The 13,514-nt window shown below is 71.3% G+C and carries 10 protein-coding genes and 2 pseudogenes; 5 read left to right on the top strand and 7 right to left on the bottom strand.

What is annotated here, in order from left to right:
• Complete coding sequence (locus JOC24_RS10100; RefSeq protein WP_205019818.1) at positions 1-1,512, top strand: alpha/beta hydrolase; 1,512 nt, start codon at positions 1-3, stop codon at positions 1,510-1,512.
• Positions 1,513-1,879: 367 nt separating this feature from the next.
• On the opposite strand, the gene JOC24_RS10095 is transcribed toward JOC24_RS10100, so the two are convergent.
• Together JOC24_RS10095 and JOC24_RS10090 are read right to left on the bottom strand one after the other, a co-directional pair.
• Positions 1,880-2,668, bottom strand: a complete 789-nt coding sequence (locus tag JOC24_RS10095; RefSeq protein WP_205019817.1) for a phosphodiesterase — start codon at positions 2,666-2,668, stop codon at positions 1,880-1,882.
• A gap of 520 nt (positions 2,669-3,188) precedes the next feature.
• The gene (locus JOC24_RS10090; RefSeq protein ID WP_205019816.1) at positions 3,189-4,091 is read right to left on the bottom strand and encodes a glycosyltransferase family 2 protein; all 903 of its coding nucleotides are present in this window, start codon (positions 4,089-4,091) and stop codon (positions 3,189-3,191) included.
• 390 nt (positions 4,092-4,481) lie between these two features.
• Here JOC24_RS10090 and JOC24_RS10085 point away from each other — a divergent pair.
• Positions 4,482-4,598, top strand: a pseudogene (locus JOC24_RS10085) (aldo/keto reductase); the annotation flags it as partial.
• Positions 4,599-4,649: 51 nt separating this feature from the next.
• Here the strand turns inward: JOC24_RS10085 and JOC24_RS10080 are convergent.
• From JOC24_RS10080 to JOC24_RS10070, 3 genes are all read right to left on the bottom strand, one after another.
• Positions 4,650-5,504: a PhzF family phenazine biosynthesis protein gene (locus JOC24_RS10080; protein WP_205019815.1), complete on the bottom strand. Its 855-nt coding sequence runs from the start codon at positions 5,502-5,504 to the stop codon at positions 4,650-4,652.
• A 293-nt stretch (positions 5,505-5,797) separates the two neighbouring features.
• Positions 5,798-6,262, bottom strand: a complete 465-nt coding sequence (locus JOC24_RS10075; RefSeq protein WP_205019814.1) for a lamin tail domain-containing protein — start codon at positions 6,260-6,262, stop codon at positions 5,798-5,800.
• Positions 6,263-6,398: 136 nt separating this feature from the next.
• Positions 6,399-7,154, bottom strand: coding sequence for an SDR family oxidoreductase (locus JOC24_RS10070; protein WP_205019813.1), 756 nt, complete (start codon positions 7,152-7,154; stop codon positions 6,399-6,401).
• 142 nt (positions 7,155-7,296) lie between these two features.
• On the opposite strand from JOC24_RS10070, the gene JOC24_RS10065 reads away from it, so the two are divergent.
• Positions 7,297-8,964 (top strand): alkaline phosphatase D family protein, encoded by a 1,668-nt coding sequence (locus tag JOC24_RS10065; RefSeq protein ID WP_205019811.1) that lies wholly within the window; start codon positions 7,297-7,299, stop codon positions 8,962-8,964.
• A gap of 18 nt (positions 8,965-8,982) precedes the next feature.
• Here JOC24_RS10065 and JOC24_RS10060 read toward each other — a convergent pair whose 3' ends face one another.
• A complete protein-coding gene (locus JOC24_RS10060; protein ID WP_205019809.1) occupies positions 8,983-9,990 on the bottom strand; it encodes a Gfo/Idh/MocA family protein in 1,008 nt (335 codons plus the stop codon).
• An 85-nt stretch (positions 9,991-10,075) separates the two neighbouring features.
• On the opposite strand from JOC24_RS10060, the gene JOC24_RS10055 reads away from it, so the two are divergent.
• Entirely contained in the window at positions 10,076-11,503 is a 1,428-nt protein-coding gene (locus JOC24_RS10055; RefSeq protein WP_205019807.1) for a Bcr/CflA family multidrug efflux MFS transporter, read from the top strand.
• A gap of 79 nt (positions 11,504-11,582) precedes the next feature.
• A complete protein-coding gene (locus JOC24_RS10050) occupies positions 11,583-12,578 on the top strand; it encodes a small ribosomal subunit Rsm22 family protein (protein ID WP_205019806.1) in 996 nt (331 codons plus the stop codon).
• A gap of 26 nt (positions 12,579-12,604) precedes the next feature.
• Here JOC24_RS10050 and ddaH read toward each other — a convergent pair.
• A pseudogene (gene ddaH / locus JOC24_RS10045) lies at positions 12,605-13,441 on the bottom strand (dimethylargininase); the annotation flags it as partial.
• Positions 13,442-13,514: the final 73 nt, after the last annotated feature.

Genomic DNA, 13,514 nt, shown 5'->3' with positions numbered 1-13,514 from the left:
ATGAAACGACAAAGCAGTGTCGGCCGAAGCCTGGCCCTCCTGGCGGTCATCGGCCTGGGCGCGTCACTGACCACTGTGCCCGCCGCCGCCGAGGAGACGAAAACGCCTCAGGCGAAGTGGGGCCAGTGCCCCGACGACGTCCTGGCAGAAGCCGCTCCGACCGTGCTGCAGTGCGCCACAGTGCCCGTGCCGCTGGACTACGCCCACCCGGAGGGCGAACAGATCGACCTCACCGTCTCACGGCTGGCCGCCACCGACCCGGACAAGAGGCGCGGCGTCCTCATGCTCAACCCGGGCGGTCCGGGCGGATCCGGGCTTGCGCTGTCCGCGCTGCTGGTGGCCCAAGGCCTGCCCAGCAGCGTCACCGACCGCTACGACCTGATCGGCATGGACACCCGCGGGGTCGGTCGTTCCACACCCGTCAGCTGCGGCTTCACCACAGACAGCCCCTACTACTCCAACATCCCGCCCTACGCGGTCGACGACGCCGCGGTCACCGCACAGGCCAAGGTCGCTGAGCAGGCAGCCAAGCAGTGCGCGGACAACGACGACGGCGGTCGGCTGCGTCACCTCACCACCGCGAACACCGCCCGCGACCTGGACCGGATCCGGGCAGCGCTCGGGGAGGAGAAGACCAGCTACCTGGGCTATTCCTACGGCACGGCACTCGGCGCCGCCTACGCCTCGATGTTCCCCGAGCGCTCCGACCGAATGGTGCTCGACAGCAACATCGGAGACACCCACCTCGACCGGGACGGCATGCGCCGCTACGCGCTCGGCATGGAGCAGACCCTGCCGGACTTCGCGAAGTGGGCCGCCGGCCGCCACGACAGCTACGGACTGGGCCGCACACCCAGTCAGGTCCGGGCGTCCTACCTCGCCATCGCCGGCAGGCTCGACAAGGCTCCCGTCGCGGGGATCGACGGTAACCTGTTCCGGCTCCTGACATTCGGCCACCTGTTCAAGCAGACGCAGTACCCCGCGCTGGCGCAGACCTGGCAGACGCTGATCGAGGGCGACGAGGCTGCGGTCCGCGGTCTGCGGTCCCTGCAGCAGGAAGGAGCGGACGGCCCGGTATCGCCGACCGACAACGCCCTGACCGTTTTCCTCGCCGTCACCTGCAACGATGTGGAGTGGCCCGAGGACATCAGCACCTACCGGCGTGGCGTCGCCGAGGACCGCGAGCGCTACCCGCTGTACGGCGCCGCCACCGCCAACATCACCCCCTGCGCCTTCTGGCCGTACGCCCCCGCCGGACCGCCTGCGGAGGTCGATACCGAAGGCCCGCGCAACGTGCTGCTTCTGCAAAACCGCAGGGACGCGTCGACCCCGCACGTGGGCGGGAAAATGCTGCGCGAGAAGTTCGGCGACCGCGCCCGGCTGATCAGCGTCGACGACAGCGGGCACGGCGTCTACGTTCTGGGCAAGAACTCCTGCGCGTTGAACACCACCACGCGCTATCTCGTCGAGGGCAAGATGCCCACGAAGGACACGTCCTGCCGAGCGGATTGACCACCGAACCCACTCCACCAGCAGCCGTCAGCCCTTGAGGAGCCGGTCGACGCCGATGTGCAAGTGGTTCGGCGGAGGCGCCCTGGTCCCCTCGGCACCGCCATCGGCACCAGGGGCAGAAGGTGCAAGTCATACCGCCCGGACAGGGATCGAGTCGCTCCTCGTTTACCCACCGGCAGTGAGACAGCTGTCCTCGGCTACGTGTCCGGGAACGGTGGATGCCCCTCCTGATGGCGGAAAAGCGAAGGTGAGAGTCAGCACGTACCGAATGCCGATAGCCACATGTGCTCGACAGGGCTCGGCGCTCATCCCCGTACGGTGGCCGGCTTCGCGTCACGCCGGTTCGTCCGGCCCGGGTTCCGCCGGATCAGTCCTGGAAACCCGCGATCGGTGCGGCGGCATGACTGACCGGGACGGTGTGAGTGACCCACGAGGTGCCGACGAGGAGGTGGAGGAGGAAGGACGTCGGCTCCGGAAGGTAGTGGGGAACGTCATCACCCAGGGCCAGGCCGCTCTGGAGGTAGGTGCTGGGAGCAACGGCGAGTGTGCTGCCCGCGTAGGCGGCGATGACGGGGCGGTGTACGTGGCCTGCCAGGACACGGGCCACGGTGGGATGACGGGAGACCACCTCGGCCAGCGCGTCCCCGTCCTCGAGACGCATGTCGTCCAGGAAGGGGATACCGACCGGGATCGGCGGATGGTGCAGGCACACGATCGCGGGCACACCGGGCCTTCGGCCGAGAACACCGTCGAGCCAGTCCAGTTGGGAGGGTCCGAGACGGCCGCCGGCGGAGCCGGGTACGTTCGAGTCCAGGACGACCACGGTGAACGCCGGACGGTCCACGGCATAGTGCGCCCGGCGTGCACCGCCCATGAAGTCCGTGCCGCCGAACGCGTCCAGCAGCGACGGGGGATCGTCGTGATTGCCGGTCACCAGATACATCGGAAGCGGGAAGCGGCCGATCACCTCACGCAGCGCTTCGTACTCGTCCGGACGCCCCCGGTCGACCAGGTCGCCGGTGACGACGACGCAGTCCGGCCGCGGGTCGAGCGCGAGGACGCGGCCGAGCGCACGGCTCAGCCCTGCTGCCGGGGCGCCGGCGAGCACGCCGGTCGTCATGTGTGGATCGCTGAGATGCGCGATGGAAACGGTCATGACCGCACGTTTTCCCCGCCACGGGTGCCGGGCAACCGATCACGCCGACGGCGAAACGGCAGACACGGCCGTTTCGGCGGACACCGGTGCCATGCGTGGTTGTGCCCGGCCCTCCTGGACACGGGCCGCCGTCGCCGGGCGGGGGCATATCGCGCAGAACGCCACCTTTCGCGAGTTCATCGGCCATCCTGGCCTCAGGCGGGACCTGCGGCGCCCACAACAGGCTGCGACTTCCCCCCGAACCGAGGGGACGACCGATGTCCGCGACGGAGGACCGAACTACCCGAGAACAACCCGGTCGTGACCTGTGAAGCCACCGAACGGGCCTTTGGCCGGGACATGCTGATCGCGCTGACACGTCATCCGAAGGCCCGCGCCGGTGCCGCGCCGGAGCCCCGCCGGGCGACCGAAGGGTGCGCACGGCCCGGCCCGGGCCAGGGTGATCGGACGGACCACGCGCGGAGGCGTCCCGGCGGGCGCCGGGCCGAGCCGGATCCGGCATCGGCCGGCAGCGGCACGGTCAGATGAACGGCGGGCGGCCCAGCCGGGTCATCCGCCACACCGTGCGCCAGCTCATCGGGTCGCGCTCCCCGCACTCCGTGCGCACCCCCTCGGCGAAGCCCGCAGCCCACGCGCGCAGCCCGGAGGCCGAGCGGGTACGGGCGAGGGTGAGCAGGATCCAGGTGCCGAGGTAGGCGGGGACCAGGGGGAGGGGCAGGTTACGGCGCGCCAGCCAGACTCGGTTACGAGCCGTCATACGGTAGTAGACCGCGTGCCGGGCCGGGGACGTCTTGGGGTGCTGGAGCAGCAGGGCGGGCTCGTAGAGGATCGTCCAGCCCGCGTCGAGGGCCCGCCATGACAGGTCCGTCTCCTCGTGCGTGAAGAAGAACTCGGCCGGCCAGGGGCCGGTTTCGGCGAGCATCCGCATGGAGAGCGCGTGACCGCCGCCGAGGAACGCGGTGACCGGGCCGGGGCGCATCGGGTCCTGGGCGCGGAGACGCGGGACGTGCCGACGCTGCGTCTCCCCGTGTTCGTCGGCGATGCGGAAGCCGACGATGCCGAGGCGCGGGTCGGCGGCGTACAGCTTCCGGACCCTGCGGAACACGTCCTTGTCCACGAGGAGTCCGTCGTCGTCCAGTTCGACCACCACGTCCACGTCACCGAATCCCGCGAGCGCGTCCAGGGCCTCGTTGCGGCCGCCGGGGCAGCCGAGGTTCACGTCGAGTTCGAGCATGGTCACACCGCCGGAGAGGTCCGCCAGGCCGGGGAAGGCGCCGTAGTCGGGGAGCGGCGATCCGTTGCCCACGACGATCACGCGGGCGGGCCGTACGTCCTGCATGGCCACCGACGCCAGCAGAGCCTCGACCTGCTGCGGCCGGTCTCCCATGGTCACGATGGATACGCCGATGCGTGGTTCGGACAAGGGTCGGCTCTCCTGCGGGTTCCGGTGACTGAGGGCATCGCGGTACCACCGCGGTGCCCGCGATCGTAACGTCTCGTGTTCAGCTGCCTGTCGGGCCCGGGCCATCCTGCTGACGGTCCCCGTTCAACTGGGCGTAGATCGGCATGTCCGGCGCCGGCCCCCGATCTCCCGCCAGCCGCGCAGCAGGCCCTCGCCCCGGTAGCCGGTACTCTCGGCCGTTCGTACCGAGGCGGTGTTCCGGGGTTCGATGAGGACCTGGAGGCGGGGAACGCGCAGGCCGTGCAGGGCCAAGAGGGTTGATGGTGCGCAGCGCCGCTTTCGCGACGCCCTGGCCACGGCCCGGGCCGGCCATCCAGTAGTCGAGAGTCGCCCTGCCCTCGGCCGCGCAGTCCGCTCGGCCGGGGCAAGGTCGACGACGACGAGTCGGTGGCCGCCGTCCGCCGGGCGCTCGACCTCGGTGTGACGTTCTTCGACACCGCGGACGTGTACGCGGCCGGGCACGGTGAAAGCCGAAGTGACGTCGTACCGAAGGGTCCGCGTCCGCCCGGCCCGCGCCCGTCAGCCGATGCGGGTCCCCGTCCCGCTCACCCTGATCCGCGCGTCACCCGGCCTGAGCTCGACGGTGAGGGTGCCGGGACGGCCCATGTCGGCGCCCTGGTGCAGGGTGAGGACCGCGTCGTCCGGGACGAGACCCGACTCGCGTGCGTACGCGCCGAACGCGGCCGCCGCCGCGCCCGTCGCCGGGTCCTCGACGACGCCGCCGACCGGGAACGGGTCGCGGACGTGGAAGACGGTGCCGGACTCCCGCCACACCAACTGCACGGTCGTCAGGCCGAGCCGGTGCATGAGGGCTTCGAGGCGGGCGAAGTCGTACGACAGGTCCGCCAGCCGCTCCCGGCTGACGGCGGCCAGCACCAGGTGGCGGGCGCCCGCGTACGCGATGCGGGGCGGCAGCGCGCTGTCCAGTCCGGCGGCCGGCCAGTCCAGGGCGGCCAGGGCCTCCGCCACGTCCTCGGGTGCGGCGTCGGTGGTGTACGGCTCGACGCTGGTCAGGGTGGCGCGGAGCTCGTCGCCCTCACGGGCGACGGTGACCGGGACCGTACCGGCGGGGGTGGAGAACACCAGATCGCCCGGGCCGTCCCGCTCGGCGAGCGCGATGGCGGCGGCAACCGTGGCATGGCCGCAGAAGGGCACTTCGGCCTTCGGGCTGAAGTAGCGGACGGTGTGGCCACCGTGCCCGTCCGGCTCGGTGAGGAACGCCGACTCGCTGTAACCCAGGTCCGCGGCGACGGCGAGCATCGCCTTGTCGTCGAGCCCGGAGGCGTCCAGGACGACCCCTGCCGGGTTGCCCCCGGCGGGGTCCGCGGAGAACGCGGTGTAGCGGAGGACCTCGGTGCCCGGCTGTGTGCTCATGTCGCGGGTCAACCACGGTACGGGGGTGCGCATTCCCGGTGGAGCCTCCGGCCGCGGGGGCCGGCGGCTCCCACAGCTTTCACCGATGAGCGTCGCGAGCTGTGCCCCGTCGGCGACGACTCGTGGGTCCTGCCGCCGGTATCCCGGCGTCGGCCTTCCGGGGACTTTCAGCGAACTGGCGGGATTTCCGGGACGTTCCGGCTCCGCGCCCGGGTGGTCCGGGGTCCTGGACTCCCCGGACCACCCCTGGCCGCACCCGCGGACCCCCCGGCCGCGGCGGCCCATTCGGATGGTCAGTGGCAGACCTTCACGCCGGTGCCCTTCCCCCAGGAGCAGGAGTCCAGGAGGGTGCCGCTCGGCTTGATCAGCCTGGCCTTGTCGCCGGTGTTGTTCCAGACGTACGAACCGCGGTTCCAGTACACGTGGGCCCCGGTGTTCTTCCCCTTGCCGGTGTGGACCCGGACCGTCTTCCCGGCGGCGACGGTGAAGCCGGGGAAGGTGTAGGTGTAGCCGGTGTCGTCCTTCAGCTTGTAGCCCTTCAGCTGCAGCTTGGACTTGCCGTTGTTGTGGATGTCGACGTACTCGGCGTTCAGGGACGTGTTCGTCCGGGTGTCCTTGCCGGGGCTGTCGTACTGGATCTTGCCGAGGTGCAGCCCGCCCTGATGGGAGGCCGCCGAGGCCGGGGCCGTGGCGAGGAGCGAGCCGGCCAGTGCGGTGGCGGCGGCCAGGGCGAGGGGCGCGGCGGTGCGTATGCGCATTCGGTGTGTTCCTTCTGTGTGTAACTGGTGAAGGCCAGTAGCATACGGTCAGCACGCGCTCTCCCGGGCTCAGTGATGGAAATATGCAAACTCCGTCATTCGGAGGTGAGTTCCGGGCGAGTGCGGAGCCGGGCGGTCAGCCCCGGCCGACGTACGGCATCGCGGTGGCCAGCACTGTCGCGAACTGGACATTGGCCTCCAGGGGCAGTTCCGCCATGTGCAGGACGGTCCGGGCCACGTCGTCCGCCGCCATGACCGGCTCGGCGGCGACCTCGCCATTCGCCTGGAGGATCCCCGCACTCATCCGCTCCGTCATGTCGGTCGCGGCGTTGCCGATGTCGATCTGCCCGCAGGCGATCCGGTACGGCCGCCCGTCCAGCGACAGGGACTTCGTCAGACCGGTCACCGCGTGCTTCGTCGCCGTGTAGGCGATGGAGTGCGGGCGCGGGGCGTGGGCGGAGACGGAGCCGTTGTTGATGATCCGGCCGCCCTGCGGGTCCTGCTCCCTCATCAGGCGGTAGGCCGCCTGCGCACACAGGAACGTCCCGGTCAGATTGACGTCCACCACCGTCCGCCAGTCCTCGTACGCGAGATCCTCGACCGGAGTCGAACGCGGCCCGAACGTCCCGGCGTTGTTGAAGAGCAGGTCCAGCCTGCCGAAGCGGTTCCCTACGGCGGTGAAGAGCGCGGCAACCCCGTCCGGGTCGCTCACGTCGGTCTGCAGGCACACCGTGGCGCCCGGGCCCGCCGCGGCGGCCGTCTCCTCCAGGGCGGCGGCCCGCCGCCCGGCCAGTGCCACCGTCCAGCCGGCACCCGTGAGGGTGAGAGCCACCGCCCTGCCGATTCCCGATCCCGCACCTGTGACGACCGCGATCCTCTGCTCAGCGTTCATGGCCCGGCAGCGTACGGGAGGTTTCGCGGCGGCCGGCACCCGGTGCTCATCGCACCGCCATGCGGATGTTGTGTACGTGCCAACGGGAAGTCGTCGCCCCGCACTCCAATGCCTCTGACAGCATCCGGCAGGGGAGGGGCATATGACACCCGCACAGATGAGCAGGACGCCCGGACGGGGCGGCCATTCGGCCGAGCTGCGCAGTGCCGCGCGGAGCTTCGGCTCCGATGTGGGCCGCCGCCGCTTCCTCACCGTCACCGGCGCCGCCGCCGCACTGGCCTTCGCCGTCAACCTGCCCGGCGCGGGCACGGCGGCAGCCGCCGAGCTCGACGCCCGGAAGATCACGGAGGACCCCTTCACCCTGGGGGTGGCCTCCGGAGACCCGCTGCCGGATTCCGTGCTGCTGTGGACGAGACTCGCCCCCCGCCCGTACGAGGCCGACGGCGGGCTGCCCGCCGAGCGCGTCGAGGTCCGCTGGGAGATCGCCCGCGACGAACGCTTCCGGCGTGTCGTCCGGCGCGGATCCACTACCGCGCACCCGGAGTTCGGACACAGTCTCCGGGTGGACGTGAACGGCCTCGACTCCGACCGGAACTTCTACTATCGCTTCCGTGCCGGCAGCTGGACCAGCCCCACCGGCCGCACCCGCACCGCACCCGCCCACGGCGCCCGCAACAGCTCCCTGACCCTGGCCGCCGTCTCCTGCCAGGCTTACCACGACGGCTACTTCACGGCCTACCGGCACCTCGCGGACGAGGACGTCGACGTGGTCTTCCACCTCGGCGACTACCTCTACGAATACGCCGTCACCGCCACCGGCGGCGCCCGGAAGTACACCGACCGCGTCCTGCCGGACCACTACGCCCGGGAGACGCTCACGCTCGAGGACTACCGCATGCGGTACGGCCTCTACAAGTCCGACCCCGACCTGCGCGCCGCGCACGCAGCGCACCCCTTCGTCGTCACCTGGGACGACCACGAGACCGAGAACAACTACGCGGGCGACACCCCGGAGAACAGCGTCCCCCCGGAGGAGTTCCTGCTCCGCAGGGCCGCCGCCTACCGCGCCTACTGGGAGAACCAGCCGCTGCGCACCCCGCAGCGCCCCACCGGCCCCGACATGCGGCTCTACCGCCGGCTGCGCTTCGGCCGGCTCGCCCGGTTCGACATCCTCGACACCCGCCAGTACCGCAGCAACCAGGCGTACGGCGACGGCTGGAAGGTCCCCGGACCGGAGTCCGAGGACCCTTCGCGCACCATGACGGGCGCCGCCCAGGAACGCTGGCTGCTCGACGGCTGGAAGACCTCGGACACCCGGTGGAACGTCGTACCGCAGCAGGTCACCTTCGCCCGGCGGCGAGACGTCCCGACCGACGCCTACAAGCTGTCCATGGACTCGTGGGACGGCTACCCCGCGTCCCGGCAACGGATCATGGACGGCGCGGAGGCCGCCGGCATCGAGAACCTCATGGTCCTGACCGGAGACGTGCACGTCGGCTACGGCTTCGACCTGAAGAAGGACTTCGACGACCCGGCGTCCCGCACCGTAGGCACGGAGATCGTGGCCACCTCGATCTCCAGCGGCAAGGACGGCTCCGAGAAGCCCGCCAACTGGAACAACCTGACCCGGGCCAACCCGCACATGAAGTTCTACGACGGCCGCCGCGGCTACGCGCTCGTCACCCTCGGGACGGAGCTGGCGCGTGCCGACTTCCGTACGGTGCCGGCGGTCACCACACCCGGTGCGCCGGTCAGCACGGCCGCCTCTTTCGTGACCGAGGCCGGGAACCCGGGGCTCACCCCCGCGTGAACCCGGCCCCGCACGGGGTCAGGCCCGGTCGTCCGCGGGATAGCGGACGCCGACACGGTCACGCACCGCGTCGAGCGTCCGCATCACGGCGAGCGAACCCTCCAGCGGCACCAGCGGCGACTCCTTCTCGCCCGCCAGCAGTGCGCGCGTCACCTCGGCGGCCTCGTACTGCATGCCCGAAAGCCCCTGCGGGCCGGGGCCCGTGACGATCTTCTCGGGCTCGTGGCCCGGCCGGTGCAGGACGAAGTGCTCCGGGTGGAAGAAGCCCTGCGGGAAGTCGATCCGCCCGGCCGTTCCGGTGACCGACGCGACGGTCGGCAGGTCCCCGACGATCGAACAGGTCAGCAGCGCCGTGGCACCGGAGTCCCACCCCAGCAGCATCCCGGTGTTCAGGTCGACGCCCTCCGGCGACAGCAGCGCGTCCGCCTGCACCCGGTCCGGCTCGCCCAGCAGCAGCTGCGCGAACGACACCGGATAGACCCCGAGGTCCAGCAGCGCGCCGCCGCCCAGCGCGGGATCACGCAGCCGGTGCTCGGCCCCGAACGTGCCTGCGAAGCCGAAGTCGGCCTGCACCGTGCGGATCTCGCCGATGGCGCCGTCCCGCACCAGCTCGGTCATCCGGCGTATCAGCGGATTGCAGTACGTCCACATGGCCTCCATCAGGAACAGACCGCGCTCCCGGGCCAGATCCACCAGCTCCCGCGCCTCACGCTCGTTGAGCGTGAACGCCTTCTCGCACAGCACGTGCTTGCCGGCCCGCAGAGCGAGCCCGGCGGCCTCCCGGTGCGCGGAGTGCGGGGTGGCGACGTAGACGACATCGACGGAGTCGTCGGCGACGAGCTCCGCCCAACTCCCGTACGCCCGACCGATACCGAACCGCTCGGCGAACGCCTTCGCGGAGGCCTCGGTGCGGGACGCGACCGCCACGACCTCGGCCCCGGAGTCCTTCATCGCCAGCAGGTCCCCCGTGAAGGTCGCGGCTATGCCGCCCGTCGCCAGTACACCCCAACGCACAGTCCCACTCATGCCCGCCCGCTCCCACGCAAAAAGGTATCGACCACTACGACTGACCTGAGAGCATAGATGCGGATTCAACGAAGCGGAGACGAGGATGCCGGACAGCGGCGCGAGCCGGGCCCAGCAAGAGCACGAGCACATACCGACGAGCAACGAGTGCGCCACGCGCGGCGCCCCGGCCACCGCCACCCCCACCGCTGTGGGTACGGCCGGGCCGACGGCCACGAACACCGCGGCGGGCATCCCCGCCGCCTCCATCACCACCACGCCGGGTCTCCCGGCCACCTCCACGACGACCGCCCGGCGCGTCGGACTGCTGGTCACCCTGGTGCTGGGCGGGCTCACCGCACTGCCGCCCCTCTCCATGGACATGTACCTCCCGGCGCTCCCGGAGGTCACCGACGCCCTGCACGCCCCGGCCGCGACGGTCCAGCTCACCCTGACGGCCTGCCTCACCGGAATGGCGCTCGGCCAGCTCGTCGTGGGCCCCATGAGCGACCGCTGGGGCCGGCGCACCCCGCTGCTCCTCGGCATGGTCGTCTACGTGATCGCCACCGCGATCTGCGCCGTCGCCCCCACCGCGGAACTGCTCATCGGCTTCCGCCTCCTGCAGGGCCTGGCCGGAGCCGCGGGCATCGTGATCTCCCGGGCCGTCGTACGTGACCTCTACGACGGCGACGAGATGGCCCGGTTCTTCTCCACCCTGATGCTGATCTCGGGCGTCGCGCCCGTCATCGCGCCCGTGATCGGCGGTCAGGTGCTGCAGTTCACGGACTGGCGTGGCATCTTCGTCGTCCTCACCCTCATCGGGGTGCTGCTCACCCTCGTCGTCTGGAAGTGGCTCCACGAGACACTGCCCGCGGAACAGCGGCACACCGGCGGTGTGGGAGACGCGCTGCGCACCATGCGAGGGCTGCTCGCCGACCGGGTGTTCACCGGGTACATGATCGCGGGCAGCCTCGCCTTCGCCGCTCTCTTCGCCTACGTGAGCGCGTCCCCGTTCGTCGTCCAGGAGATCTACGGTGCCTCGCCCCAGACCTTCAGCCTGCTCTTCGGGATCAACTCCGTCGGGCTGATCGCCGTCGGCCAGATCAACGGCAAGCTGCTCGTCGGGAGGGTGAGCCTGGACAAGGCGCTCGGCGTCGGCCTCGCCGTCATCTGCGCCGCGGCGATCGCGCTGCTGCTGATGACCTCCGGGGTCTTCGGCGAGGTCGGCCTGCTGCCGGTGGCCGTCGGGCTGTTCGTGCTCATGTCCGCGATGGGCCTGGCGATGCCCAACACCAACACCCAGGCCCTGATGCGCACGAGGCACGCGGCCGGCTCCGCCTCGGCGCTGCTGGGGACGACCCAGTTCCTGATCGGTGCCATCGCCTCGCCCCTGGTCGGGATCGCCGGTGAACGGACCGCCGTCCCGATGGCCGTGGTGCAGGTGGTCTGCGCACTGTCCGCGGCGGCGTGCTTCCTGCTGCTGTGCCGGCCGTGGCGGAACACGCGCTCCGTGCGGGAGCCGCTCACGAAGTGAGCGGCCGGGGTGACCCGGACCGTCGGACCGTGGAGCACCGGGCTGCGGAGGGAGGGGGCCCTGCGCCTACAATTCGGCGGTGAACGACTCCCTCTCCACCGCGGAAACCCTGCGTGCGGCGCTGGCCGCCCTGCTCGACGGGCTGCCCCCGACGCAGGCCGCGCAGGCCGTCGACCGGCTGATCGCCAGCTACCGCGGGACCACCCCCACCGACGCGCCCATCCTGCGGGACCGCTCCGACGTCGCCGCCTACGCCGCGTACCGGATGCCCGCGACGTTCGAGGCCGTACGGTCCTGCCTCGCCGCACTCCGCGAGGCCGCGCCCGACTGGGTGCCCGCCACCCACACCGACATCGGAGGCGGCACGGGCGCGGCGAGCTGGGCGGTCGCGGGGGCCTGGGACGGGCCGCGCAGCACGGTCCTGGACTGGTCCGAACCGGCCCTCGCGCTGGGCCGTGAACTGGCCGAGGCCTCCGGCGTCCCCGCGCTGCGGGCCGCCACCTGGGAACGGACGAGGATCGGCACGTCACCGGCTCCGGCGCCGACGGACCTGGTGACCGTCTCGTACGTGCTCAAGGAGCTCACCGCCGGGAACCGGGCAGCGGTCGTGGACGCCGCGGCGTCGGCCGCCCAGGCCGTCGTGATCGTGGAGCCCGGCACCCCCGACGGCTACGACCGCGTCATCGAGGCCCGCGACCGGTTGATCGCCGCGGGGCTGAGCGTCGCGGCGCCCTGCCCGCACGACGGGGCGTGCCCCATCGAGCGGGGCTCGGACTGGTGCCACTTCTCGGCACGGGTGAGCCGCTCGTCGCTGCACCGTCAGGTCAAGGGCGGCTCGCTCAGCCACGAGGACGAGAAGTTCAGCTACGTCGTGGCGACCCGGTTCGCCACGGACCCGGTCAGCGCCCGGATCATCCGCAGACCGCAGATCCGCAAGGGCCAGGTACTGCTGGAGCTCTGCACCCGGGACGAGGGCCTGAAGCGCGCCACGGTCACCAAGCGGCACGGCGTGCTCTACCGTGCCGCCCGGGACACCGCGTGGGGCGACGCCTGGCCGCCGCCCGAGGACGAATAGGCCCGTTCCCTCTCCGCCCGGTCGGATCAGGCCCGCAGCTCCTGGGTGCAGCACTTCACGCTGCCGCCGCCCTTGAGCAGTTCACCCAGATCCATCGGGACCGGCTCGAAGCCCCGGTCCCGCAGCGGGTCGAGGAGCCCCACGGCGGCCTGGGGGAGCAGCACGTGGCGTCCGTCGCTGACGGCGTTGAGGCCCAGCAGGGCGGCGTCCGCCTCCTCGGCCAGCAGTGCGTCGGGGAAGAGCCGGGCCAGCACGGACCGGCTGCCCGGCGAGAAGGCCCCGGGGTAGTACATGATCTCGTCGGCCGTGTCGTCGAGGACGCAGAGCGCCGTGTCCAGGTGGTAGTACCTCGGGTCCACCAGATCGAGGCCGATCACCGGGCGCCCGAAGAACTCCTGCGCCTCGTCGTGGGAGAGCGGACTGGACCGGAAGCCCCGCCCCGCCAGCAGATACGACGCCGTCACGGCGAAGTCGCCCTCGCCCTCGTTGACATGGGCCGGCTCGTGGATCTCGGTGAAACCGTTGGCACGGAACCACTCGCGGTGCGCCTCGGCCTCGGCGAACCGCTCCCGGTAGGCGAACAGGGCGCCGAGCACCCGGCCGTCGATCACGGTGGCGCCGTTGGCGGCGAACACCATGTCGGGCAGGTCGGAACGGGGGGTGAGGAGCTCCACGGTGTGACCGAGGGCCCGGTAACGGTCACGCAGATCCTCCCACTGGGTGATGGCCAGGGGCAGGTCCACGGGTTTGGACGGGTCCATCCACGGGTTGATGGAGTACGTGACCTCGAAGTGGGCCGGGGCACACATCAGGTAGCGACGAGGGGTGGCGTCACGGGTCAATGCAGGCTCCTCACGAACGGCGGCCGTGGCCGCGGAACGGTGGGATGCGCACGGGGTGTGTGCGCGCCTTCATGGTGCGCCCGCGCCGGGCCGT

Origin of the sequence: Streptomyces sp. HB132 (assembly GCF_016909575.1) — a bacterium.
GTDB lineage: Bacteria > Actinomycetota > Actinomycetes > Streptomycetales > Streptomycetaceae > Streptomyces.
Note: the sequence above shows the minus strand (reverse complement) of the source record. Positions and strands in the feature narration are given on the sequence as shown.